This window comes from Methylotuvimicrobium sp., assembly GCF_050611805.1.
GTDB lineage: Bacteria > Pseudomonadota > Gammaproteobacteria > Methylococcales > Methylomonadaceae > Methylotuvimicrobium.
The window spans coordinates 109,349-135,907 of the sequence record NZ_JBNGHF010000004.1 but is presented as its reverse complement, the minus strand read 5'-3'; the positions used below and the strand labels follow the sequence as shown (position 1 = coordinate 135,907).

The following is a 26,559-nucleotide window of genomic DNA, read 5'->3' as shown; positions in this document are numbered from 1 at the left end:
GGAAGGTGGAAGGTGGAAGGTGGAAGGTGGAAGGTGGAAGGTGGAAGGTGGAAGGTGGAAGGGGGCTTGACAAGTGGTGGAAAAGCCGCATCATTTCACTATTCACTGAACCAACCCGAGACAAGACAATTTCCAGCTTACCTTTTACTTATCAAATTCGCCGTAGTTCTAGGGCGACTAAAGCGCGGATTACGGTGGCGCCCGGAAAGGTGCAGGTTGTCGCGCCGGCGGGCATTTCCGAGCGAACTTTGCATCGTTTCGTCGAGCAAAAACAACAGTGGGTCGTTCAAGCACTGAATCGCTTGGAGGCGCGCGTTCGGCAAGTGGAAAGCTTGGCGCCGGAATTTTATGTCGACGGCGCCGAGATTCCTTATCAGGGTGAGCGCTATCGGCTCAGCGTCTTGCCGACCCGGTTGAAGCGTATCAAGATCGAATTTTCCGATCGTTTCATTGCACATATACCGGAAACCTTGCCTTCAGACGATCATAGCGAAGCGATACGGGATGCTTTGATTCGTTGGATGAAGGTCGACGCCAAGCTCAAGACCGAATATTATGTCGAAAAACATGCGCACAAATACTTGTTGTCGCCCCGGTCGATTTCGATCCGCTCGCAAAAAAGCCGCTGGGGTAGTTGCGGCATTCATAACGATATTCATCTCAATTGGCTGTTGATTCTGGCTCCGCCCGAAGTATTCGAATATGTCGTCGTGCATGAATTATGTCATATTAAAGTCAGAAATCATTCGAGCCTGTTTTGGCAGTTGGTCGCCGACCATATACCCGATTACCGGCAGCGGCGGAATTGGCTCAAAGAGCAGGGTAGCCGGCTGATGATGGGGCTATAAGGATTTCGCTAAAATTAACTTTCTGGAGTTATGAGCTTTGTTGAGGGTTCGGTAACTCGCCTGGCAGGACGCCGTGAATCCAGCACCTAAATTCCATAGGTCTTTGGCAATGATTCAAAATCATGGCTTAATTTAGGTGCTGTGAATACGTCCTTGTAGGCTTGACGGCGGCTTTCCCTGCCGCCAACACCTGCCAATCGAGTTACCGAACCCTCTAAAATAGGGAAGTTATTTATGACCAAATCCTAAATACCGATGACGATCAAAAAAATTTTGTTTTACGTCGTAATTGTCTGCATTTTATTTGCAGGGCAGTTTTTATACAGCCGGGGGCTGGCGACCGGAAAACCGCCTGAATTGGCGCAAACGACAATTCAGGGCGAGCGTGTTTCCGACCGAATTGCGACCGGCCCCGGCTTGATTTATTTCTGGGCCGAATGGTGCCGAATATGCGCGATGATGCAGGCGCCGGTTAGTGCGGTACTGAACGACTTTCCGGGCGTGACTGTGGCTTTGAGATCGGGAGATGCGGATGAGGTGAAGGAATATCTCCATAAGAAAGCATTAAATTGGCCTGCGATCAACGACGAGGACGGCTTGATCGGTGATCGCTTCGGGATTCGTGGTGTACCGTCGGTTTTCATTTTAAATCCTGAAGGCGAGATTGTTTTTACGTCGGTCGGCTACAGTACCGAATGGGGCTTGCGTTTTAGGCTTTGGCTGGCTGCTTGGTTTTGAACTTGAAAGATTCCGAGATGAGGTCATCAAGTCGGCCGCTCGCGTCTGTCGCTGTGCTGTTTTTCCTGACCGGCATGGCGGCATTGATTTACGAGGTGCTTTGGCTGAAAGAACTGGGTTTGTTGTTCGGCAATACCAGTCAAGCCATGGCGACGACATTGGCCGCATTTTTTTTGGGACTAGCCGCCGGCAGTCATTATTGGGGACGGAAAGTTGCTGCTTTCCGGGAGCCGCTAAAACTGTACGCCGGGCTCGAGGCCGCGGTTGCCGTTTGCGCGGCGGGTTATTTCATATTACTCGCGGCCTATGGCCGGCTCTATCCGTGGGTATTCGATTGCTGCGGCAATCATGCCGGATTGTTTACCGGCGTCAAATTCGCCTTGTCGCTGACGATATTGTTTCCGCCTGCTTTTTTCATGGGCGGCACGCTGCCGGTGCTGAGTCATTTCGCGGCGCCGAATCGTAACGATTTAGGTCGTAACACGGCCTTGTTATACGGTATCAATACCTTGGGCGCGGTGGCCGGTGCGCTGTTGGCAGGGTTTTATTTGCCGGTTTGGCTAGGTTTCAAGGCCAGTTACGGATTGGCGATGGCGATTTCGTTGACGGTCGCGGCGGGCGCTTATGTCTTATCGAAACCGCACACTGAGCAAAGCCGAGCGCCGATTGAAACCGGCGGCATCGCTTTTCGTCCGCTCGCCTTCATCGCGTTCATGTCGGGGCTTTCGATGCTGGCCCTGCAAGTATTATGGGGGAGGATGTTCGCGCAGGTATTGCAGAATTCAGTCTACACCTTCGCGTTGATTCTATCGGTATTTCTTATTTGCCTGGCTTTGTCGGGGTTTCTGGCGCGCTGGTTGATTGCCGTTCGTTTCGATGCCGGAAAGCTGTTGTTCGGGTCGCTGATTATCGGCGGCCTTTTGGTTAATCTCGGGCCTTTCGTGTTTTTGGCGTGGACTGACGAACTGCACTATATCGGTTCGGATGTCGGTTGGTATGCTTATTTGCTGCAAATCGCGGCGCCGGCGGCGTTTATCATGGGGCCGCCATTGCTGCTGTTGGGGATGGCTTTGCCGCTGTCGATTCGTTTGGCGCAAAATCACGGACCAAGCGGTGGAACGCTGGTCGGGCAATTGGTCGGGATCAATACCTTGGGCGCGATAGCCGGTTCCATCATCGCCGGTTTCTTGATATTGGAATGGATGGGGCTATGGGCCGGAATTCGATTGATTGCGGTGCTGTATTTTTTGACGGCCACTTATTGGTTTAGTCGGACTACGGAGACGGCTTCCAACTGTCGACAGCCTAGCTGTTCCAATAGTCAGAAATCATTTGAATCGGACTGGCGTCGGCGGGGAGGGTTGTATTTACCGGCAATCGGCATTTTATTGGCGGTTTCAGTATTCGATACCGGCAAATTGCCCCTGGTCAAAGTCGACCCGGTCAACGAAGAAGAAAGCCTGCTGGAGTTTTGGGAAAGCAGCGCCGGAACAGTCGCGGTGATTCGGCGTGGTGAACATTTGAAAATTAAGGTCAATAATCATTATACGTTGGGTGGAACAGGGTCTTTCGAGCTCGAGCAATTGACCGGCTCGTTGCCGGTTGCCTTGCATCGTGAGCCGCGTTCGGTTTATGTATTGGGCCTCGGTACCGGCATCACGGCGGGCGGCGTATTGAAACACCCGATTCAGAGACTGACAGTGACCGAGTTGCTGAACGATGTCGTCGCGGCATCGGATAAATATTTCGGCGCTTATACCAACGGCTTGTTTTACGACCCGAGAGTGCGTGTCTTGCATGAAGATGGGCGTAATTATTTACGCGGCGCCCGTGAAAAATTTGATGTGATAATCGGTGATTTGTTCGTACCCTGGGAAGCCGGTACCGGAAGTCTTTATTCGCTCGATCATTTTAAGACAGTCTCCGAACGCTTGAATGAAAACGGTTTGTTCATGCAATGGCTGCCGGCTTATCAATTGTCGCAACTCGAATTCGATGTGATCGCCAAAACGTTTTTGGAAGTGTTTCCTTATGCGACAGTGTGGCGCGCCGATTTCGGCGCATTAAGGCCGGTTTTGGGTTTGTTGGGGAGCAAGAGTAACCAAGATCTTGCGGCATTATCGGTGGGGCATCATCAAAAACTGCTGCTGCATTTTGCCGGCGATTTGGTTTCGATAAGCAGTCGTTTCGAACAGGCGCGACTGAATACCGACGACAGGCCTATCATTGAATTTTCCGCGCCGGTGAGTCAACGCTCGATTAAAACCGGACGGCAGGAGTGGCTGGTCGGCGCCGAGTTGATTGAACTAATGGAGGCGCTACAACCTAGCGTTTCGGATTATATAGTCGATGTGTCGGAGCCTTCGATGCAATGGCCGCAAGCCGGTTTCAACTTGCAAAAGGCGCAATGGCTGCGCTATCAGGGCCGGCTGAAAGAGGCCGAGCAAGCCATGGCGAACTATCGGGAATTGCTTGGCGAAGAAGAACAATAGCGAGAAACTCGCTTGTTTTTCTCGTTTCCACTTCGGCTTCGATATCATCTGTTAGTTATCTTAAGCTCCCGGCTTTCCCTCACCTAGCGTTAGGTGAGGGAAAGCCGGGAGCGTAGGTGACAACAAACGGTATCGAGGTCAAATTAGCCAAACCTCGTAGGATACGCAATGCGTTCCTCGTTCCCATGCTCCAGCGTGGGAATGCATACCGATTTTGCTTCTGCAGCCAAGGTATGGGTTCCCACGGAGGACCGTGGGAACCAGAATCCGATTCAGTTTCCACAGAATGCATTTATCTTTAAAAAACGTATCAAGGAATTTTTATGCACGTCACTTTGGTTCATGTTCAAGTTAAGCCCGATCATATCGACGATTTTATCGCCGCCACGAAACGCAATCATGAAGCGTCGATTCGGGAGGCCGGCAATCGCCGCTTCGATGTGTTGCAATCGCCCGAAAATCCGGGGAAATTTGTTCTATACGAAGCTTACGTTTCCGCCGAAGAATCCGTAGCCCATAAACAAACCGAGCATTATTTGGCTTGGCGCGATACGGTTGCCGATTGGATGGCCGAGCCCCGTCAAGGGATTCGTTACGAAGGACTTTTTCCGCAGGGGTAAGCGATGCAATTCAAGCCATTTTCGATTTCACGCTTGCCGCGCATTAGCTACGGCAGGGGACGTCTCAACGAAGTGCCGGCCTTGACGGCTAGTTACGGCGGCAAAGCCTTGTTGGTTACCGGGAAGCAATCTTTTTGCGGTACGGAACGTTGGCCGTCGTTTATCGAGTCCTTGGAAATGCAAGGCGTTCGCTGGTTGCATGTCACCGTTTCGAGCGAACCGTCGCCGGATCTGGTCGATCAAACGGTTAGCAGGTTTGGCGGTGAGGCGATTGCTGTCGTGATCGGCATCGGCGGCGGTAGCGTGCTCGATGCCGCGAAAGCGATAGCGGGGCTTTTGCCGCACGGTAATTCGGTCATGGATCATTTGGAAGGCGTCGGTCGGAATATTCCTTATCGGGGGCCTAGTACGCCGTTCATCGCCGTTCCGAGCACGGCCGGTACCGGCAGCGAAGCGACCAAAAATTCGGTGTTGAGCGTACAAGGACCGGAGGGGTTCAAGAAGTCTTTTCGTGACGAATGTTTGATTCCCGAATATGCAGTGATCGATCCCGACTTGCTGGAAAGCTGCCCGCGCGACTTGATCGCGGCCGATGGTATGGACGCCTTCACGCAATTGTTGGAATCTTACGTCTCGCTAAAGGCCAATCCTTTCATCGATGCGTTGGCTTGGAGCGGCATGACCGCCTTCAAGGAAGGCTTTTTTGCCGCGTGGGAAGGCCAGGAACCAGAAGCCGCTAACGGCCGCGCTGCTATGGCGTATGCATCCTTGCTTTCCGGTATCACGTTGGCGCAAGTCGGTTTGGGTTCGGTTCACGGCCTGGCTTCGCCGTTGGGCGCCTTTTTCCCGATACCGCATGGCGTGGTTTGCGGAACAATGGTTGCCGCCGCCACCGAAATCAATATTCAAGCGATTGAAGCGCGAGAACCCGATAATCCGGCGTTGGCTAAATATGCGCAAGTCGGGCGTTTGCTGATCGGGCGTAACGATATCGGCGATTCGGTTGCGCGCGATTTATTGATCGAGTTGCTTGCCGAATGGAGCGAAACATTGCAATTACCGCGCCTTGGCAATTACGGCATCAGAGTGGCCGATTTTGCAAAAATCGTTGCGAATAGCCGGGGCAGCAGCATGAAAACCAATCCGATCGTGCTGACCGATGCCGAGATAGAAGCGATATTGCAGCGGCGGCTTTAAGCTTACCGATCTTGCCTCTACTGCCAAGGTATGGGTTCCCACGGAGGACCGCTCATCGTTATACATAAGTCTTGAATTACCCTTTTGCAATCTTAACCAATGAGGCCTCGATACCATTGATTGTCGCTTAACACACTAGGCTTCGAAATCGCGATCTGGGGATCGCTCCCACAGAGCATCCGACCCTTTGTGGGAGCAACGTCTTCGTCGTCCCTCACCTAATGCTAGGTGAGGGAAAGCCATTGACTTTCAATATCCACTGATTTTTCAAACAGTACCGTTCCCAGGTATTCGATAACCTCTGTTCAGCACCTTTACCGGTATTTGTGTATAACGGCGAGCGCCCCAGCGTGGGAATGCATACTGATCTTGCTTCGGCAGCCAAGGTATGGGTTCCCACGGAGGACCGTGAGAACCAGAAAAAGGTAGTGATTTATCGTGATTTGCCTAGTTTGCACGCGAACCGGATCGGCTTTTTTTCGATTTCTTGAGTTTTTTTTCAGAGCCGGCTTTTTTAAGGCGTGTCTGGGCTAAGTTAATCAGCGTTTCTTGGGCTCCAACGGTGTCCTGTTCGTTTTTCGGTTGGCGCTGAACATAGCTGCCGTCGGGCTGCATCTCCCAAACGCTTCTTTGGTTATTCAATTGTACGTTCAATATTTCTCGTAGCTCGGCTTGTAATTCGGGTTTCTTAACCGGCGTCACTACTTCCACGCGGCTTTCCAGATTGCGTTTCATGCAGTCGGCCGAACCGATGAAATATTCTTCGTCTCCGCCGTTTTGGAAATAAAAAATCCGCGAGTGCTCAAGAAAGCGGCCGACAATGCTGATGACGCGTACCGAATCGGAAATTCCCGGAATACCGGGTCGCAGCCGGCAGGTATCGCGGACGATCAAATCGATTTTGACGCCGGCTTGTGCGGCCCGGTAAAGCGCGGCCGTGATATCGGCATCTTCTAAGGCGTTCATCTTGAATTGAATCAAGCCGGGCGCTTTTGGCGAATGCTTGGCGATTTCGCGTTCGATTTTTTCGATTAAAGCGGGTTTGAGGTATTTCGGCGAGGTGAGTAGACAATTGTATTGACGCTTCGGAACCAGGCCCGTCGTTAAATAATTGAATAACTCGGTAAGGTCTTGGCCGATGTCTTGGTCGCAGGTCAAAATGCCGAGGTCGGTATAGAGCCTGGCGGTTCCGGCATGATAATTTCCTGTGCCGATATGCGCGTATCGGCGTAGACCATTATAGTCCTGGCGGACGACATAGATCACTTTGCTGTGCGTTTTGAGTCCGACCACTCCATAAGTGACATGAATCCCAGCGCGCTCCATGCGTTGCGCCCATTGGATATTGGCCGATTCATCGAAGCGTGCTTTCAATTCCACCGATACGGTAACCTGCTTGCCATTTAATGCGGCGTCGATCAAATATTGGACAATTTTAGTGGCAGCCGAAGTGCGGTATAGCGTCATTTTAATGGCCCGAACATTCGGGTCGCGGCTGGCTTCCTTGACGAAGCGTTCGACCGTTGTAACGAAAGACTCATAGGGGTGTTGCAGCAGTATCGTCTCTTGTTCGCGAATGGCATGAAAAATATTCGGCGCGCCGGCTAATTTAGGGTGATCGCAGGGGTGGTGCGGGACGTCGAGCAAGTCCGGGCGATCGATCGCGGCGATTTGAAATAAATCGGACATCGCCAAGCGCTCGTCGACGATGAAGACATCATGCTCGTTCAGATTAAGTTCGGCTGTCAACATGCCGCGTTGTAACTCACCCATCGTTGAAGCGACTTCGAGTCTAACGACCGAGGCGAATTTGCGTTCGCGCAATTCAGACTCGATCATTTGCAGTAAGTCGTCGGCCTGGTCCTCGTCTTTTTCGGTGATGGCGTTGCGCGTCACGCGGAACAAATCCGCAAAAGCGATATTCATGCCCGGAAACAGTAAATCTAAATTGTTCGCGATCAAATCGCCCAGCGCAACGTAAACAAACTCGTCATTGACTTGAATGAAACGCGGCAGTCTGGGGCCGACCGGGACCTTGATCCTGACGAGCGTGACGAGTTCGGGGTCCGTGCAATAGACCCCTGCCAGCAGGTTCAACGCTAGATTCGAAATGAACGGAAACGGATGCGCGGGATCGATCGCCTGAGGCGTTACCAGCGGGAAAATATTCTGAATATAGTAATCGCGCATTTGTTTTTGTTGAGTGCGCGTTAATTCGGTGAAAGGAACGATCCGGATGTCTTGCGACTCGAGATGCCTCATTAATTCGACGAATAATTGCTGTTTTTTCGCTTCGATTTCGCGTACGACCGCGTAGCATTCGGCGATTTGTTGTTGCGGGCTACGACCGTCCACGGTTAATTCGGTGATGCCAGCGCCGAGTTGTTGTTTTAGTCCGCCGATGCGCTTCATAAAAAATTCGTCCAGATTAGAGCTGACGATCGCGATAAATTTGACTCTTTCCAGTAGCGGTGTTCGCTCGTCCTCGGCTTCGTACAAGACGCGTTTATTGAACTCGAGCCAAGTCAATTCTCGGTTTAGGTACCATTCCGGGGAATGGTTATCGAATTCTGGAGCTATCGGGGCAGGTTTCGGTTCAGTAAGGACGGTGGGTTGTTTCATTTTTAACATTATTGGCAAGGAGTTAAATGAATTCGCAGCATAATCCTAAATTCGGCAGTTTAACCATGAAGTTCTTGAAGTGTTTCAAGAGAACTTTCAGTACCTTGCGTAACCCTTCAGGAGAGCAAAACTGTTATACAAAACCATGACAAGTTATTGAATCAACTTCTTATTCTTCATGGTGAAATGCTTATTAGGATAATCATTCGATGTTGCGAGCAATACAGGTTTGGTTGCGTCCTTCCCGTTTTGCTTGATATAACGCGTTATCGGCGACGGTAAGGAGTTCAGTGCCGATTAAACGAGGAAAGTGCGCCGAGTCTGCCAGGCCTATCGAGACCGTGCAATTGAATCGTTGATTTTGATCTTGAAAATGAATATTGGTAAATTGATTACGGATGTCGTCCAGTAGTCGATAGGCATTGTCTTGATCGCACTCCGGTAGGACCGCCGCGAATTCTTCGCCGCCGTAACGGCCGATGATGTCCGAATGGCGAAGGCGTTGACGTAGCAGCATGGCAAGCGAAGTGATGACATTATCGCCGACCGTGTGCCCGTAAGTGTCGTTGACTAATTTAAAATTATCGATATCCAGCATCGCGATCGAGACCGGCTTGCCGTTGCGTTGAGCTTGGGCTGTCTCCAAATCGGCTGCTTCCTTGATACTGGCATGCTTCAATAAACCGGTTAGACTGTCTTTGGCGATGAGCGAAGTCAAGCGGCGCGCTCTTTCGATACGTGCGCGTGTCGCGGCAATTAATTGCGCATCCGATATCGGTTTCATCAAGAAATCGTCGGCACCTTGTCCCATGGCTAGAATTTGTATGTCGAGATCGCTTTCGGAGGAAAGAAAGACTATCGGCAGGCCCGACCATTCATCATATTGGCGAATGACACCGGCAAGATCGAGACCGGTAAAGTTGGGCATATGTAAATCCAACAAGATTATTTCAGGTCGGAAACTCGCGATTTTGGTTATAACGGCTTCGGGGTGCTTCAAGATTTTGGCTTGCATGCCTGCGACAGTCAAAACCAATTGATAGTGGGCGGCCAGATCCTTGTCGTCGTCGATGATCAAAACGCGCTGGGGAGGCGCTCTTCTTTTTTCCAGAATTTGCATCATGCGGTTGATCAAAACCGTGATGTCGACCGGTTTTACAAAATATCCCTCGGCGCCGAGCCGCGCAGCGCGGACCCGCGATTTGAAATCGTCTGTCGACGAGACAAACAAAAGCGGACAGTCTAGCGATTTTAAGGTGATTCTATCCTGGAGAAGAATGGAGTCTTGTTTGGAAAAGCGGTGTAACCTTACGTTCATGATAAGCAAATCCGGGCGCTCGAATTGCGCGGCGGTTTCCGCGTCTCGTATAGAGTTGAACAAATGGACTTCGAAGTTGAAAGACTCTAATTGGCGAGCCAACTCTTGTTCGAATGTCGCATCATCCTCGATTAGCCAAACTCTTAAGGTTTTATCGATAGGCATGTCCGAAGTCATTGTAAGCGCTGGGGGCGAATGATTTTCAGGCGGTCCAATGACGCCTTTAAGCGCGCCAATCTCTTTAACAAAAGATTGCCGGATTTTATCGTCAATCTCGCCGGAGCCCTCTTCAAGCCATGCTTGGAGGCGAATTTCTAAAATTCGCGCCGCTTCGCCAAGCGCAGGCACTCCGAATGTGCCGCATGAACCTGAAAGTTTATGTAGGCGATGATGCAATTCGTTTAGAGCGACAACATCGAAACCGCGTTCGTTCAGGTTTTCGCCGATGGCCTTTAAATTGTTTAATTCGACCGGTAAACGCTTTAAAAACTGAGAGCGTAATCGCGATAATTGTTCCTGGGCATCACACGGGTTGGATAGCGGCATTTTGTTCTCGTTTTTCCCAAATTTTACGGATTTGGTCGGCCAAGGTCATCGGGTCGAACGGTTTGGCGATGACATCGACTGCGCCTAACGATTTGTAATACGCAATTTCGGACGGTTGAATCTTGGCGGTCATGAAGACAATCGGAATTTCGGCGATGATAGGCTGTTCGCGTAAACGATTGAAAGTCGTCGGGCCGTCCATGCCGGGCATCATAACATCGAGTAGGATTAAATCCGGCATGAAATCGGCCGCTTCGGCCAAGGCTTCCTTGCCGGAAGAGCAGATTTTTACCGTAAATCCGCCTACCATTTCCAATGCCAGTTTCGCCACGGTCTGAATGTCGGGTTCGTCTTCTACATAGAGTATGCGTTGAAATGGGTTCATAAAAGAATTTCTTGAATGGAATGGGTTGTATATGTATAGCGAAGGCGTTTTGATTTTATACGTTTGTTCAATCGAAAACAGGAATTTTACACTTTCCATATCGGCATTTCGAAATAGAAACTTGCGCCTTCGCCTTCGATCGACTCGAAACTGATTCGGCCGCCCATGCGTTCGATCAATTCTTTGGAGATGGCCAGGCCCAATCCGGTGCCGCCTTTTTTTCGAGTGTTCGAAGCGTCGGCTTGGGCGAATTTTTGAAAAACACGATCGCGGAAGCCGTCCGGAATACCGGGACCACGGTCGGCGACCGTTATCCGTATGGATTCGTTAATTTGTTTCACGTTGATGTAAACGTCGCCTCCATCGGGAGAAAATTTAATGGCGTTGGACAATAGGTTCGATAATACTTGTTGTAAACGCTGTGCATCCGCATAGATATCGACCTTTGGTCTTTCGCCGGTCAGTATTAACGATACTCGACGTCCGATACCATAGGTTCGGTTAGCATCGACTGTCTGTTCGATCAACGGCATCAAATCTTGCTTTTGCATATTGAGTTGGAGCTTGCCGCCTGCGATTTTCTCCATGTCGAGTAAATCGTCGATCAGGTCGGCCAAGCGACGGCTATTATCATAGGCAATGCTTATTATCTCAAGCACAGGTTTGGGTAATTCGCCCAGCACGCCGCCATTAAGCAAGCCTAATGCGCCGGATATCGACGTGAGCGGCGTGCGCAGTTCATGACTGACGGTGGCAACGAATTCGTTTTTCATGCGGTCGACGCGCTTGCGCTCGGTGATATCTCTCACCATGCCGACATACATGACCTGATCCTGAAGGGTGATTTCGGAGATGGCCAGTTCCATTGGGAATAGCTCGCCGTTTTTTCGAAGGCCTTCGACTTCTCGTCCGATACCGATGATTCGGGCGATGCCAGTCGATTGGTAATGGCGTAAATAACTATCGTGAGCGTCGCGGTGCGGATTCGGCATCAATATTTTGATATTACGGCCGGCGATTTCGTCAGCTTCATAGCCGAAAATTTTCTCTGCGGCAGGATTGAAAGACTTGATTTTACCGGTTCGATCAATCGTGATAATGCCGTCCACAATATTATCGAGAATGGCTTTGGTGTGCCGGCTTTGTTCTTTGAGTGCGGCTTCGGCATGTTTGCGTTCGGCGATGTTTTGAGCAATACCGAGAAATCCGGTAATGTCGCCCTTATCGCCACGCATAGTTGTGACCACAAGCGATACCGGAATGTGCCGGCCATCCTTGCGAATATAAGTCCACTCGCGAGTTTCCGCCCCCTCTTGTTCGGGTTTTTCGGTAAAGACTCGAAAGCCTTCCACCGAGCGACCGAATTCTTTGCTCAATTCCAGGCCGCGTGCTACGACTTCTTCAGTCTTATGGAACAGAGCGGGCGTTTTTTTGCCGATGACTTCCGCCGAGGAAAAACCCAGCATGCGTTCGGCTCCCGGATTAAAAGTCGTGATGATGCCTGCTACATCGGTAGCGATAATCGACATTTCCGAGGCCGCATTTAATACACTAGTCAGCAAATGAGTCACGCGTTTGCGCTCGCTTTCGGCGCGCATGCTTTCAGTGATATCCACGGCACGTCCGGCATGGCGGATAATTTGGCCGTTAACGTCTTTAACGGGAAAAGATTGCGCGTGTACCCAACGGATATTGCCTTCCGGAGTCATGATGCGGTATTTCATATCGAACTGACCGCTGTGCCGGTATTGGTTCATTTTTTGGAAAAAAACCGGCTTGTCGTCTTCAACGATCGATTCGGCGAAAGAGTTCGGATCGTCGTATAAGCTTTGGCAGCTTCTGCCCCATATCTGTTCGTAGACCGGGTTGATGTAAATCAAACGGTCGTTATCCGCATTGCGCAGCCAAAAAACTTCTCTGATGTTTTCAGTTATATGGCGTTGTTTTTCCTCGCTTTCACGAAGTGCGGCTTCGGCTTGTTTACGGTCGGTGATATCAAGAATAAAGCCGTCGAGAAAGTCGATATTGCCGGCAATGTCGGCTATAGCCGTTCCTTTCTCGTAAGCCCAACGAATCGATCCGTTTTTATGAAGGATTCGGTATTCCATCTCCCACCCGGTGCCGGATGCGATCGCGTGATAAACCGAACGCTCCACTCGCTCTGTATCGTCGGGATGAATGATGCTGGCGTAACTGCGCACCGAGTTGTCGATAAAGTCGCTGGCCGGATAGCCGCTGATGTTGTCGACGATAGCGCTCATGTAGAGCATCGTCCAATTCTCGTCCAGTTTACAGCGGTAAACGATGCCGGGAATGTTGTTGACCAGCGACTGATATTGGTCGCGATTTTGTTTTAAATCAGCCGTTCTGGCTTGAACTTGTCGTTCTAATCCCGCTAGGATTTCGGATTGCTCGTTAAAACTGTCCGTCAAGCGTTGCGCCATCTGATTCAACGCCTTGCTCAGGTTGTCGTATTCCATGATGGGACTGGCCGGCAGATTCGGTTTGAGACCATTGCCGATTGCATCGGCCAAATCGAAACTGGCGGCCTCGAGATTATGGAGCGAATGCGTCAGCCAGCGGCTTAGTAAGTAGGAAACGATAATGCTCGACAATAGCAGCACCGCTAATGACAAAAACAGTGGTAGGCGGCCTTTTTCGAAATCAAGCACCAAGGGTTCGGCATCTTGTTCGATATACACTCGAGCGACATCCGAAGCGCCGGTAACGGGTACGCTGGTTAGGTAACGACCTCGTTTCCATCGATCCATGGCGGCCAATTCGCCATATGGCAGCCAGATGGACAGACCTTTGTTGAGCTGTCTGGTTTCGCCGGCTTGCTTATCGATGGCGGTTAATCGACCCTGCTCGATTAATATGCGTCCATCGTGGTCTAGCAAGGCTAGGCTCGTTTGCGGCGATAGTTGTGCTCGAGCGAGATGGTCTTGCCAGGTCTTAATCTCGGCGTCAGGCGCGAAGGAGATATCGGCGGCGGCTCGTTGAGCGATTTGTTCCAACCGTTCGAGCATGAACGCTTCATGGCGATCTCGCTGGGCGTTGCTTTCGACAATAATCGGTATGGCGCCGGCCAAGAGTATCGAGCATAACAAGACATGGAATAACAATTCGGACAACGACGGCCTAAAGCGGCCGGTTAGCCTTGTAGGCCGGAGTGCTGTTTGAACGGCGAGTAGAATAATACCGGCAATCATGGCATTGAACAGTCCGTTCAACGGTTGTTTAAGCGCAACCAATAGCGTCGATTGCCATTCCATGCCGATAATGCTGTGATAAAACAACAAGATCAACGGCAGACCTAAAAAAAACCAGAACACGAGATCGGCTAGAATTAAATTGCGCAGTCCGCGGCGATAAAGCAATGCCACGGTCAATGCTTCGGCGGTAAAAGTGATCAGAGCGTAGGGTTGATTCCAGAGCGCCAAGGTATAAAGACCGCCGGTCGCGGCAATGACGGTCGCAGCGGCCGGGCCGAGGAAAGCCGCCGCAAGCATTGCCGCGATCGACCCGAAAATGAAATCGACGCCGTAAAAAAGCGGCATGTTCAGCCAGTTACCGATCCATGCCAGAAAAGCAAAAAGCGTGGAAAGCACAAAGGTTTTACGGTCGATCGAAATCATGATGTTATTTTTGACGAGTCTCTGGCGACAATCGGCAAAGTAATAAAAAAAGTCGTGGCTTTATCCGGTTCGGATTCGTAGCCGATATTGCCGTTCATGCGTTCGACCAATTCCTTGGTTATCGCCAGTCCGAGCCCCGTGCCGCCTTTTTTTCGGGAATCGGAGGCGTCGGCTTGAGCGAATTTTTGGAAGACGTGTTTGCGGAATGCCTCCGGTATGCCGGTTCCTCGGTCGCTGACTTCGATTCTAGCCAGATTGCCGGTACTTAGAACGGCGATATCCACGGTTCCGCCTTTCGGTGAAAACTTGGCCGCGTTCGATAACAAATTGTCGAATATTTGTTGAAGGCGCTGGGCATCGACATCGACATGCAAGGCATCATCGCGTTGCGTGATTCGGAGGGTAACGCCGAATTGGTCCGCATAGGCTTGATTATCGCGCAGGGCATGTTCGACTAGAGGCATCAGCGCTTGCGGACGAAGGTCGAAATTTAATTTGCCGGCGATCAATTTTTCCATGTCGAGCAAATCGTTAATTAGCAGGGACAAGCGACGACTGTTTTTGTAGGCGATCGCTACGATTTCATTAACGGTGCCGGGGAGTTCGCCCAATGCGCCTCCGGCCAGCAAGCCGAGCGAGCCGGCTATCGCGGTCAATGGCGTACGCAATTCGTGGCTCACGGTGGAGATGAATTCGTTCTTCATGCGATCGTTACGTTTGCGTTCGGAGATGTCTTCGATGATTGACCAAATCATTTTCTTGCCCGACAAGTCTTCGACGACCATGCCGTTCAGCAAAACCGGATATCGGTCGCCGTTTTTCTTGATGTATTCTTTTTCGTAGGGGCCGTAGCGACCGGTGTTCTTCATGCTTTCCGATTGCTGTTTTTCTTTCGCTTCGTATTCTTGAGGAGTTATTTCAAAATAACTGAGCGACAAAAATTCTTCGCGGCTGTATCCGGTAGGCGCCAACAAGGCGTTGTTGACCTCGACGAAACGACCGGTGGCGTAATCGTTGAGCGCGATACCGACCGGCGAGAGTTCGAACAGACCGCGTAGCCTGGTTTCGCTGTCGTTCAAAGCCTGCATGGACATCTTTTGCTCGGAAATATCGGCATGCGTGCCGTACATCATCAAAGGCTTGCCGTCGTTCGTCCGGTTAACGACACGGCCTCGGTCATGGACCCATACCCAATGCCCTTTTTTATGCCGCATTCGGCATTGCGCGTCATAGAATTCAAGCTCGCCGGCAAAATGTCGTTGCAGTAAGCGCTCGGACTGCTGCAAATCGTCGGGGTGAGTTAATTTAAGCCAGGTTTCGATACTAATCGGTTCGAGCTCGCTCAAGGTATAGCCTACGATTTCGGCCCAGCGTTCGTTGAAGACGGTTTGGCCGGTTTGAACGTTCCATTCCCAGGTGCCGATATGGGTCCCTTCAATAATCGCCGTTAGCCGGCGTTGGCTGATCAAAATGCGTTCGGCATCGTTTTTTTCGCGGCTGATATCCGACTCGATCGCCATGAAACCTTGTAATGCGCCTTGCTTATCATAGAGAGGGTTGCATTGAATACGAACCCAATAGGCTTGCCCGGATTTATGATAATTGACTACATCGACATTGAAGGGTTGTCGTTCAATCAGAGCCCGATGTATCTCGGCAACGGCTGTCGGGTCGGTAAGCTCTCCCTGGAGTAGATCGCCGGGTTTGCGGCCGAGCATTTCCTCCAGTTGATAGCCGGAGAGCCGGGTAAACCCTTCGTTGATCCATTCCACGCAGCCTTCGGTGTCGGTGATGATGACGCCGTTGGTGGTTTGGCTGGCGACACGCGACAGTCGCGTCAATTCGGCTTGATTTTGATCATGCAGACGTTTGACGCGCGCGGCCTCGATTAATTGGCCCAGCGTCGTCAGCAACGGATGCAGGAACTTCACCCAGCCGGACTCGTAACCACCGGGGCGGTTGGCGACTCCGATCATTGCTACGAGCTTCCGGTCGTAATGGACCGGAATACCCAAAAAGGCATTTAATGGCGGATGGCCGGGAGGGAGTCCGCCGCGTCTCCGGTCATGCTCGGGGTCGTTGGCGATCAGGGGTTTTTCCGAAACGATGACGGCACCGAACAAATTCTTGAGGTTGGAAAACTCCATGCCTTGCGCCGCATTCGCCTCGAAAAATGCGCGCGTTTCGTCATTCCAAGCGATGTTAGTAATCGCCCGAGTCTTTAAGTAGGGGCTACCGTCTTCGCGATGTAATATCTCGGCAATGAATCCGTATTCGCTGTCGGTGAGATTGAGTATGTCCGATAACAGGTCATCGAAAGCCCGGCTACGGTTCGATTCGAGAATGAATTGAGATTGGGCGCGCGAAATGATCTCGGCTATATGTTTTTGGCGATCGAGAGCCGCCTCCGCCGATTTTATTTCGCTAATGTTACGGCAAATCAGCAAAGATCGAGCGACGAGTCTCACAATATCTTGAGCGCAAGCGCTAAGGTCGCTCAGCACTTTGCGTTGTTCCGGCGTCAGCCGTTTCGGCTCGCGGCTCATGATGCAAAAGGTTCCGATAGCCAAGCCGTCTTCGGTCAATAACGGTGCTCCTGCATAGAAGCGGATATTGCTGGAGCCGGCGACGAGAGGATGTTGTTTAAAACGATGGTCGATCCGGGCATCCGGGACTTCGAAGATTTCGTTTTTGAGGAGGGTATGCGCGCAAAACGAGAGTTCGCGTGGCGTTTCAGTGATATCGAGGCCCAAGCAGGACTTGAACCATAGCCGATGTTCGTCGACCAACGCGATCAGCGCAATAGGCGCGTCGAGGCACTGCCGAGCCAGGCGGGTCAGCCGGTCGAATCGATCTTCCGGTTCGGTATCGAGAATGCCGAGCGCGTGTAAGGCTTTTACTCGCTCGATCTCGGTGCGAGGCTTTTTCTTTATCAATGCGCTGAAGATTCCGCGAAACGCTCGCGGATTTCGAGGATGGCCGGAAACTGTTGTTCGAAAATATCGACCAGATCAGGGTCGAAATGTTTACCGCGATTTTCCTTGATTAAATCCCAGGCTGCCTGGACGGTCCAGGCTTTTTTGTAGGGACGTTCCGAAGTTAAGGCGTCGAATACGTCGGCTAATGCCGCGATGCGTCCAGCTACCGGAATGCTAATACCGGACAGTCCGTTGGGGTAACCGCTGCCGTCCCATTTTTCGTGATGCGTCAATGCGATTTCGCGTGCCATGCATAGCAAATCCGAATCGTCGCCTTCCAATAATTTCGCGCCGATGACGGCATGCGTTTTCATGACTTCCCATTCCTGCGGTTCGAATTTGCCAGGTTTCAACAGGATAGAATCGGGAATACCGATTTTGCCGATGTCGTGCATCGGGCTGGCGTTCAAAATCAAGTCGCATTGATCGTCGCTCCAGCCGAGTGCTCGGGCGAGCAGGGCGCAGATGTGGCTCATGCGTAAGATATGGCTGCCGGTTTCCTCGTCGCGGTATTCGGAGGCCATACCCAAGCGCTGTACGATCTGCAGGCGTGTTCGGTATAGTTCTTCGGTGCGCGCCCTCACCATGTTTTCCAACACCGTTTTTTGATCATGCAAAAGCCGATGCGCCAATTGCGCCTGTAACAAGTTATGCACGCGCATCAATAATTCGTTGCGGTCGAAAGGTTTGGTAATGAAATCGCGCGCGCCGGCCGTTAATGCGCGAAGCAAAAAATCCTTGCCGTGTTGAGCGGTCAAAATTACGATCGGCGGCAGCAAAGGATCGTTTAATGCCATGAGTCGCTCCATCACCTGGAAGCCGTCCAGATAAGGCATATTGATGTCGAGTAGAATCAAATCGGTTCGAGCTTGGCGATAACGATCGACGACTTGGCGCGGGTCGTCGATCAAAATCCGGTTTCGGTAACCCTGTTGTCCGAGCATTCTGTCCAATAGCTTGAGATTGGCCGGTTCGTCGTCGACGATCAGAATGCGTTCATTGCTTAGAGAATCAGAGGGCATGAGGTTTTCCGTCGGCGTTGGGTTTAAAACGGTCTATGCATTCAAGAAATTCTAGCACATCCAAGGGTTTCGTCAGATAATCGGCAAAGCCTGCGGCCATGCCGCGTTGGATATCGCTGTGCATGGCATTGGCGGTGACAGCGATCACCGGAATGTCTCGGGTGGCGGGGTTATTCTTTAAGCGGCGCAACGTTTCGAATCCGTCTATATTCGGCAAATTGATATCGAGCAGGATCAAATTCGGATGTTCGTGTGCGGCGATTGCCAATCCGTCCATGGCATTGACGGCAGTAAACAATTCCATGTTTTGGCGAGCAGCGAGAATTTTTTGTACCAGCCTCAAATTGGCCGGATTATCTTCGACATAGAGCAGTTTGCAGTGGCTAGGGATGTTATTCGAAGCGTTTATTGCCGGTGGTTTAGCGGGAACGGTAGGGGCTTTGGTATCGAGCAAAACGGCCGACGGCAATTCGAACCAGAATCGGCTGCCTTCGCCGGGTGTGCTGTCTACCCCGATCTCGCCATGCATGGATTCAACCAGTTTTTTCGCCAGCGCCAGACCGATTCCGGTACCTTCGATATCCTGATAAGCCGATTCCAGCCGCTCGAAAGGCTTGAACAGACGGGGCAGCGATTCTGCGGATATGCCGTAGCCGGTGTCTTTAACACCGATCCGGAGCCTATTAGGGCCGGCGGACATGCAATCGACGGCTATCCGTCCGCCGTCGCGGTTGTATTTAACCGCATTGGACAGTAGATTCAGCAACACTTGCTTGAGTCGAGTAGAATCGGCCACAATCGAGCAATTGTCGATTGATTCAAAGCGGATTGCGATGCCGCGTTGTTCGGCCAGCGGTTTGATCTGTTTGACGCAGGATTGGATAAGCGGGCCGACCGCGATGACATCGAGGTTAAGCTCGATTCGACCGCTTTCGATGCGGCTCAGGTCTAGGACTTCATTGATCAGCGTCAAAAGATGGCTGCCTGCCTGGAGTATTTCTTGGAGATTATCGGCCTGCATGTCGGTCAGTGGTTGTTCGGTGTCGGCTTCCAATAATTGCCCGAAACCGAGAATGGCGTTGAGCGGCGTGCGTAATTCATGACTCATGCGCGAGAGAAATTCCGATTTGGCGGCATTGGCGCGCTCGGCTTCTTCGCGGGCGGCGATTAGCATGGCCTCAGAGCGTTTACGTTCGGAAATGTCGCTGACAAAGGCGAAAAACAGGCGCTCGCCGCCTAGCTCGTTCAATGTGACATTAACTTCCACATCCAGCAAAGTTCCGTCTAAGCGGCGGTGGCGGGTGTCGAATCGGTCTCTGCCTAGCTCTATTACTTGAGCGATATGAGCCTCGAGTTGTTTCGGCGTTTCCATAGCTTCGATGTCGGCTATGTGTAAACCGAGCAGTTCGTCTCGGGTGTATCCGAGCATCATGCAATAAGTGTCGTTGCAATCGCGGATTCTGCCTTGCAGATCGGCGGTGAAAAAGCCGTCGATCGCGGCGTCGACGATCATTGTATTACGGCGGCTTTGTCTTTCCAGTTCTGCAGTGCGCTCGAGCACGCGTTGTTCGAGCTCGAGGTTGAGCCGTTTCAGTTCTATTTCGGTGCGTTTACGTTCGGTGAGATCGGTGATTACATTGGCGAAAGCGATGGGGTTGCCGTCGCTATCTTTGATTAAGAAAATGCTGTGGATAGTCGATATCACGCGTCCGTCGATGGCGGTAATATCGAATTCGCCTGTCCAGAACTCGTTTTGCAATACTTCCGGTAAAATCCGGGACTTCAATTCCACTAATTGATGTTCTTGATAGAAATCGAAAAATGTATAATCACCCACCTCGGTGTTTTCCGGAACTGCCAACAGGCGTCTTAGGGCCTGGTTGAAATAATTGACTTTGCCGGTAAGATTCGCCCAGCCGATGCCTTGGACCGATGCGTCCGCCAACATCTGCAACATCTCGGCGCGTTGTTGTATCGCCCTGCGTTCGGTTACGTCTTGGCCGGTACAGAGTAGTCCCGAAATCGTTCCATTGGCATCGCGCATGATCTCGGAATGCCATTCGATGTCCCGTTCTTCGCCGTTTCGAATAACGATGGGGTTGATGTTGCCTTGTGCCGGTTCTTGATGAACAGCATGGCGGAATATTTGACGAATTCGATCTCTGTCGCGCTTCGGTAAGAATGATGCGAACCATTCTTTACCAATGATTTCGTGCAACCGATAACCGGTTAACTCTTCGAAATAGCGATTGACATGCAGAATGAATCCATGCGGATCGAGGAGTAGTACGATGACCGGTGCAGTGTTGATCAAGCTGTTAGTGAAATCGCGTTCCTGCAATAGTTCTTGTTCCGCCTGTTTGCGACCGCTGATGTCGAGAAACGAGGCCATCATGCACAAAGGCGCGCCGTCTGGGTCGTTTACCATGCAGGCCGATAGTTGTACTTCAACCGTCGAACCGTCGAAGCGCTTGGCGATTAAGTCGCCTTGCCATTGGCCCTTAACGGACAGATTATCGATGACCGCTTCCGCCTCGCCGGGATCTTCCCAGAATTCGAGCGCCGAGCGGCCTATGGCCGATCGAGTGTCCGGCAAATTCCATAGCTCGGCGAAAGCCGGATTGACATAGGAAAGCTTGGCGTCCGGTCCGGCGATTGCGATCGGGGTTATGGAGGCGTCGACTGCTGCATTCTTGATATGTAAGCCGGCCTCGGCTTGCCGTCGAGCGGTATTGTCGGTAATTCGGCCTTCGATAAAAAGTAGCTTACCGTTTCTGCCGAAGACACCTCTTCCGTATTCGCAGACCCAACGAATTTCTCCGTTTCGAGTCAAAATTCGATAATCGATTTCAAATTCGCGGCGCTCGCTAATGGCGGTCTGAACTTCGTTCCAAACGCGCTCGGTGTCGTCCGCGTGAATCAGTTCGTTATAATTCAGGCTTCTCGGCGGTAGAAAGGCCTCTGGAGAATATCCGGTAAGCTGTTCGACGCCGCCGGTCATGAAATCGAGAGTCCAAGCCCGGTCGTTGCGGCAGCGGTAGACGAAGCCGTTGAGCGTATCGAGCACGCGCGATAGCGTATCGTTGGTCAATCGACCGGTCGTGCGTATCAACCACGCAAACGAAAGTGCGATCAAGATCGCGCATAGCGCTTTCGGCAATTGCAACGGCAGTCCTGTTATTTCGGCAAAGTGTTTCGCGGTCGGTATCCAGGGCAGCAAAGACAAACCGGTTGATAAGAATAAGGTCAAGAAACCGTAAACGGCGAATGCCGCGGCTCCTGCAAATAACCAACGAATGTTTATTTCGGCTTTGCCGCCGTACGCGGGATCTTGCCGGCTTGCCAATAGTACATAACTTGCCAAAAATGCTCCCGGAGCACCGGCAAAATAGCGCAGACTCAGTTCAATTCCCGCGAAAGGGTCGTTTGAATTAACGGCGAAAGCCGCGCTAACGACCGTTAATATGCCGTACAGCGGTAATGCCGGTAGGCGTATTGCAGCGGATATCGAATTCAATCCGCGCCGTCCGAATTCAAAGAGCGCGCAAAATGAGCCGGTTAAGAGTAAAGAGCTTGCGATAGTTAGCCAGTTCGCATCGTTGTGTAAGCGTTCCCCTTCGATGAGTTCCAGAAAACCGTGCAAAAAACCGAACCCCGCCAACCAATTTAAATGCCGGAAAACAAACAAGGCGTTGTTTGGTTTCGGTAATACGGAAACCACCGCGCCCAAGCAAAAAAAAGCCAAAGCGTAAATTTGAAAGATCAGGCCAAGATAGGTTTCGCTCCATGCGTTCATGATGAACCCCGGTCCTTTTTAATACGGTTGAGCAAACCGTCCAATATGCCGTTGAATTGCGCGATGTCCAACGGCTTGGTTAAATAGTCGGCGAATCCGGCCGCTTTACCCCGTTCAATATCGCGCGGCATCGCATTGGCGGTGATCGCGACGACCGGTGCGGACTTAACGATAGGGTCGTTTTGAAAAATGGATAATACCTGAAAACCGTTCAAATTCGGCATGTTGATGTCGAGTAAAATGAGGTCGGGGCGGTGCGCTCGGGCTAACTCGATGCCCAGTTCCGGCGTATGGGCCGTGATGAGACGAATGTGCCGTTGTCTTTCGAGTATTTGAGAGACGAGCCGGATATTGGACGGATTGTCTTCGATATAGAGCACGAGCTGTTGCCTCGAGCGACTCTGGAATGTCGGTGTTTCGATGGCTGCGGCTGTTTTAGGCGATTCCAATAAGGCCGGGTTCGAGGCCGCCGGAAGCGTGATCATGAAACGGCTGCCCACGCCGACTTCGCTTTCGACCTCGATCGCACCGCCCATCATTTCAACGATACGACGAGAGATGGTCAATCCGATGCCGGTACCTTCGATCGCGCTGTTTTCAGCGTCGAGACGGTTGAACGGTTGAAAGAGTTCATGTAAACGTTCCTTCGGGATACCGCGTCCGGTATCGGTTATGTGTATTGACAAGTATTCGCTGTCTTTAGGCATGGCCTCTACGGCCACTAAGCCGCCTTCGCGATTATATTTGATTGCATTGGAAATCAAATTGAGTAGCGTTTGTTTGAGCCGTGTTTGGTCGGCCTGGACAGTAAAGTCTTCTTGCGTATGGCTGCGGAGGCTTATTCGGCGTTTATCCGCTTGTGTGGATACCAGGCTCAGGCATTCCTCGATAATCGGTGCGACCCTAACGGGCTCTATGGATAGCGAAATCCGACCGGACTCGATCTTGGCTAAATCCAATATTTCGTTGATTAAATCGAGCAAGTGCCTGCCGGCCTTGAGAATTTCTTCCACATCCTCTTTTTGCGCATCGCTCAAGGTTTCGTCGTATTGCATCAGTTGGCCGAAACCGAGAATTGCGTTCATCGGCGTGCGCAGTTCATGGCTCATGCTGGAAAGGAAGTCGGATTTGGCCTGGCTGGCACGATCGGCTGCGTCTCTAGCGGTAATTAATTCCTGTTCGGCTTGTTTGCGCTCGGTAATGTCTCGCGCGAGGCCGACGAAGAGGAGGTCATCGGATAGTTTGACTTCGCTGACGGCAATCTCAAGCGGAAACTCGGAACCGTTGGCTCTGCGACCGATCAATTCCAGCTGACGATTGATAATTTTACCGGTTCCGGTCGCGTAATAACGCTGGAGATAGTTGTCGTGTTCGGATCGATGAGGTTCCGGCATCAGTTCATTGATTTTGCGGCCGACGATATCCGATTCTCGATATCCGAAGATAGCGCATGCCGCCGGGTTAAACGAGCGGATAATGCCGTCGGCGCCGATCGTGATGACGCCGTCGACGACCGAGTCGACAATATGCTGAAAGATGCGCAAATACTTTTCGCGTTCGGCTAGCGCCAGTTCCGCGCGTTTGCGGTCGTCGATGTCTTGTACCACACCAAGCATTTGCGTGGGCTTGCCCTGGTCGTCGCGTACTACGGCTCCGCGTTCGAGCAGCCAGCGTTCGGTGCCGTCCGGCCAGATGACGCGGTGTTCGATGATATAGGGCGAATCGCGTTTCAGGCAGGCGTCGACGGCATCGACGACCGATTGTCGGTCGTCGGGGTGTATCGCGTTAAGGAAGTTTTCATAGGAGGTTTCTAAATTCCCGTCCGGGTAGCCGAACAGCGGCGCGATGCGTTCGGACCAAAAGAGATCGCCGGATTGTATATTCCATTCCCAGGTGCCGATGTTCGCGAAAATTTGTCCGCGGCGCAGTCTTTCTTTGTGATATTCCACGGCGCGTTCGGCGCGTTTGATTTCGGTGATGTCGTGAAAGCTCCATACCCGACCGCCGATTTTTCCTTCCGAAACGAGCGGTTTTGAATGGCGTTCGACTATTCTGCCGTCTGCAAATTCCAATAGGTCTTGCGAATCTTGGCCGAATCGATAAATGTCTTGTACAGTCTTGCGGAACTCAAGCGGGTCGGCCAATTGATGCTCAACAGTATCCAGTAGGCGTTGGTCCGGTTGCCCGGGTAAGGCGAGTTCTTCCGGTATGCGCCACAGATCGATAAATTGCCGGTTAGCGAAAAGGATCGAGCCGGCATCGTCGACGGCCAAAATGCCGTCTTGTGTGGATTCGAGCGTCGCCCGTAGTTTTTCCTCGCCTTTTTTTAGCGCTTCGTTGCTGCGCACGCGTTCGCTAACATCCTTGATAATACCGATAAAATGCGTCAGATCGCCTTGTTCGTCATGGACCGGCGCAATCCGCAACTCGTTCCAAAACATCGATCCGTCTTTGCGGTAATTGCGTAATATGCCTTCGACTTTTTCGCCCTTTGATAAAGCCGAGCGCACATGATCCAGTCCGGGTTGATGGCGGTCATTGCTGTTGAGGAATCGACAGTTTTTGCCCAATATTTCCTCGCGTGAGTAGCCTGTAATACACTCGAACGCCTTATTAGTGAAAATGAGAGGCATATCGTGTTGGTTGGCATCGGCGATTACGATACCGCTGGTGCTGGCTTCGACCGCACGTTCCAGTAGTTTTAGTTGTTGTATCGACTTTTTGACATGACTGATGTCGGTACGGATCGAGACGTATTGATAAGGTTTTCCGTTGCTGCCGAGAAAGGGAGTAATCGTGGACTCGACCCAATATAGACTGCCGTCCTTGCGCCGGTTGCAAATTTCACCCTGCCAGACCTTGCCGCCGGCGATGGTTTCCCATAAGCCTCGGTAAAATTCGGGCGGATGTTCGCCGGATTTGACAATGCGATGGTTTTGTCCGATCAACTCTTCGCGCCGGTAGCCGCTGATCTCGCAAAACCTGTCGTTGACGTAGGTGATATTGCCGGAGCGGTCGGCGATGCTGACGATCGCGTGATGATTGATTGCCAGATGTTCTTGCTCGCGTTCGTACAGAGTGGTTTCGAGCCGTAGACGTAATGCGCTGTTTTGTCGAGCCCTGCGCGCTCTTGCCGAAACAGCGGCGACCAAATGCCGTGGCTGTACGGGCTTCACTAGAAAGTCGTCGCCGCCCAGGCTGAGCGCAATCAATTGTTGGGTCATATCGGTTTCGCCGGATAGAAATAGAATCGGCAAATGCAGATACTCGTCGCGCTCGCGTATGATAGCGGCCAATTCCGGACCGCTGGCTTCGGGCATGTAAACATCGAGCACCGCGACATCGGGCGAAAAAATGTCCAGTATATTCAATATGTCGAGGGGTTGGGTCGAGGTTTTGACTTCCATCCCGGCCGCTTGCAATTCAGCCGCGTGCGCATTGACTATGAGCGGATCGTCATCCATCAATAACACTCGGTAAGGCTTGGATGGTTGGCGTCCGGTCAGCGTATCCAAAATATCGACGATGCGTTCGGAATTGACCGGTTTTACAAGATATCGGGAGGCGCCGGCGCGAAATGCGGCGAGACGCCCAGCGATATCGTCGCGTACCGAGACGATAATGACCGGTATTTCGGATTCTTTGCCAAGATTGAGATTGCTGATGGCTTCCGCGCCTGCAAGGTCCCCGTCGGGGAATATCAGATCCATGATCACTGCGGCCGGCGGCTCAGCGTTTGGTTCCAGGAACAGGGTTTGAAATTGCGAGGGTTCGGAGAATACGCGTGTACGAAAACCGTTTTGCTGTAAAACGTTTTGCAAATGTAGCGCTTGGCCTGCATCGTCTTCAATCAAGTCGATCAAAGGCGAGCGGTTGGCGCGTTTCGGTGTTGGCGGCGGAGAAAGAGTAGGGGCGTTGGTTTGCAACCCTATGCTGACGAGACGGCTTAACCTGTCGAGCGCTATGCCAACGGCTTGCCATTCTGTTTCGACCGGGGGGAGGCCGGATCTCAGTAAATCCGACAAGCGTATTTCCATGTCGCGCGCGGCATCCGAGAGCGACTGCATGCCGAATGTCCCGGTCGAGCCACTTAGGCCATGAATCAGCCGATGCAAGATTTCCGCTTCTTCGGGGCGCCATGCGGACGGGTCTATGTGCTGAAACTGCGAACGGATAGCGTCGATTCGCTCTGGTAATCGGTCGATGAATTCAGTTCGTAATTCTTGCAGGGCGTCTGAAAATTCGGATTGCATGGCTTGATTTTAGAGATACTTTTGAAAATGTTATACCCATCGTAGATCAAAATTCGGCGCCTGGGTGTCCGCTAAAGGACGCCGTGAATACGTCCATGTAGGCTCT

At 51.7% G+C, this 26,559-nt stretch carries 13 protein-coding genes; 5 read left to right on the top strand and 8 right to left on the bottom strand.

Annotated features, from left to right (window positions below; translation table 11 throughout):
- The 5 genes from ACRJJO_RS03675 to ACRJJO_RS03655 form a co-directional block, all read left to right on the top strand.
- Positions 1-848, top strand: an 848-nt coding sequence (locus tag ACRJJO_RS03675; protein WP_431064568.1) for a M48 family metallopeptidase, incomplete at its 5' end; no start/stop codon positions are given.
- Between the two features lie 255 nt (positions 849-1,103).
- Positions 1,104-1,586 carry a protein disulfide oxidoreductase gene (locus tag ACRJJO_RS03670; RefSeq protein ID WP_431064567.1) on the top strand — a complete coding sequence of 161 codons (483 nt, stop codon included), beginning with the start codon at positions 1,104-1,106 and terminating at the stop codon, positions 1,584-1,586.
- Between the two features lie 17 nt (positions 1,587-1,603).
- Positions 1,604-4,078 carry a fused MFS/spermidine synthase gene (locus ACRJJO_RS03665; RefSeq protein WP_431064566.1) on the top strand — a complete coding sequence of 825 codons (2,475 nt, stop codon included), beginning with the start codon at positions 1,604-1,606 and terminating at the stop codon, positions 4,076-4,078.
- A gap of 323 nt (positions 4,079-4,401) precedes the next feature.
- Complete coding sequence (locus tag ACRJJO_RS03660; protein WP_431064565.1) at positions 4,402-4,698, top strand: antibiotic biosynthesis monooxygenase; 297 nt, start codon at positions 4,402-4,404, stop codon at positions 4,696-4,698.
- 3 nt (positions 4,699-4,701) lie between these two features.
- Positions 4,702-5,895, top strand: a complete 1,194-nt coding sequence (locus tag ACRJJO_RS03655) for an iron-containing alcohol dehydrogenase (protein WP_431064564.1) — start codon at positions 4,702-4,704, stop codon at positions 5,893-5,895.
- Positions 5,896-6,342: 447 nt separating this feature from the next.
- Here ACRJJO_RS03655 and ppk1 read toward each other — a convergent pair whose 3' ends face one another.
- From ppk1 to ACRJJO_RS03615, 8 genes are all read right to left on the bottom strand, one after another.
- Complete coding sequence (gene ppk1, locus ACRJJO_RS03650) at positions 6,343-8,517, bottom strand: polyphosphate kinase 1 (RefSeq protein WP_431064563.1); 2,175 nt, start codon at positions 8,515-8,517, stop codon at positions 6,343-6,345.
- 202 nt (positions 8,518-8,719) lie between these two features.
- Positions 8,720-10,381: a diguanylate cyclase gene (locus tag ACRJJO_RS03645; RefSeq protein ID WP_431064562.1), complete on the bottom strand. Its 1,662-nt coding sequence runs from the start codon at positions 10,379-10,381 to the stop codon at positions 8,720-8,722.
- Positions 10,359-10,766, bottom strand: a complete 408-nt coding sequence (locus ACRJJO_RS03640; protein ID WP_431064561.1) for a response regulator — start codon at positions 10,764-10,766, stop codon at positions 10,359-10,361. The genes ACRJJO_RS03645 and ACRJJO_RS03640 overlap by 23 nt, the downstream gene beginning before the upstream one ends.
- 86 nt (positions 10,767-10,852) lie before the next feature.
- Positions 10,853-14,404 (bottom strand): PAS domain S-box protein, encoded by a 3,552-nt coding sequence (locus ACRJJO_RS03635; protein WP_431064560.1) that lies wholly within the window; start codon positions 14,402-14,404, stop codon positions 10,853-10,855.
- Complete coding sequence (locus tag ACRJJO_RS03630) at positions 14,401-17,340, bottom strand: PAS domain S-box protein (protein ID WP_431064559.1); 2,940 nt, start codon at positions 17,338-17,340, stop codon at positions 14,401-14,403. Before ACRJJO_RS03630 ends, ACRJJO_RS03635 begins: the two co-directional genes overlap by 4 nt.
- Positions 17,337-18,404, bottom strand: coding sequence for an HD-GYP domain-containing protein (locus ACRJJO_RS03625; protein WP_431064558.1), 1,068 nt, complete (start codon positions 18,402-18,404; stop codon positions 17,337-17,339). Before ACRJJO_RS03625 ends, ACRJJO_RS03630 begins: the two co-directional genes overlap by 4 nt.
- Positions 18,394-22,200: a PAS domain S-box protein gene (locus ACRJJO_RS03620; protein ID WP_431064557.1), complete on the bottom strand. Its 3,807-nt coding sequence runs from the start codon at positions 22,198-22,200 to the stop codon at positions 18,394-18,396. Before ACRJJO_RS03620 ends, ACRJJO_RS03625 begins: the two co-directional genes overlap by 11 nt.
- The gene (locus ACRJJO_RS03615) at positions 22,197-26,453 is read right to left on the bottom strand and encodes a PAS domain S-box protein (protein ID WP_431064556.1); all 4,257 of its coding nucleotides are present in this window, start codon (positions 26,451-26,453) and stop codon (positions 22,197-22,199) included. Before ACRJJO_RS03615 ends, ACRJJO_RS03620 begins: the two co-directional genes overlap by 4 nt.
- Between the last annotated feature and the right edge of the window lie 106 nt (positions 26,454-26,559).

What these genes read in the sequence shown, in the direction of transcription:
- ACRJJO_RS03655 (WP_431064564.1), top strand. Translation starts at nt 4,702, where the DNA reads ATGCAATTCAAGCCATTTTCGATTTCACGCTTGCCGCGCATTAGCTAC.
- ACRJJO_RS03620 (WP_431064557.1), bottom strand. Translation starts at nt 22,200, where the DNA reads ATGAACGCATGGAGCGAAACCTATCTTGGCCTGATCTTTCAAATTTAC.
- ACRJJO_RS03635 (WP_431064560.1), bottom strand. Translation starts at nt 14,404, where the DNA reads ATGATTTCGATCGACCGTAAAACCTTTGTGCTTTCCACGCTTTTTGCT.
- ACRJJO_RS03665 (WP_431064566.1), top strand. Translation starts at nt 1,604, where the DNA reads ATGAGGTCATCAAGTCGGCCGCTCGCGTCTGTCGCTGTGCTGTTTTTC.
- ACRJJO_RS03625 (WP_431064558.1), bottom strand. Translation starts at nt 18,404, where the DNA reads ATGCCCTCTGATTCTCTAAGCAATGAACGCATTCTGATCGTCGACGAC.
- ACRJJO_RS03615 (WP_431064556.1), bottom strand. Translation starts at nt 26,453, where the DNA reads ATGCAATCCGAATTTTCAGACGCCCTGCAAGAATTACGAACTGAATTC.
- ppk1 (WP_431064563.1), bottom strand. Translation starts at nt 8,517, where the DNA reads ATGAAACAACCCACCGTCCTTACTGAACCGAAACCTGCCCCGATAGCT.
- ACRJJO_RS03645 (WP_431064562.1), bottom strand. Translation starts at nt 10,381, where the DNA reads ATGCCGCTATCCAACCCGTGTGATGCCCAGGAACAATTATCGCGATTA.
- ACRJJO_RS03670 (WP_431064567.1), top strand. Translation starts at nt 1,104, where the DNA reads ATGACGATCAAAAAAATTTTGTTTTACGTCGTAATTGTCTGCATTTTA.
- ACRJJO_RS03660 (WP_431064565.1), top strand. Translation starts at nt 4,402, where the DNA reads ATGCACGTCACTTTGGTTCATGTTCAAGTTAAGCCCGATCATATCGAC.
- ACRJJO_RS03640 (WP_431064561.1), bottom strand. Translation starts at nt 10,766, where the DNA reads ATGAACCCATTTCAACGCATACTCTATGTAGAAGACGAACCCGACATT.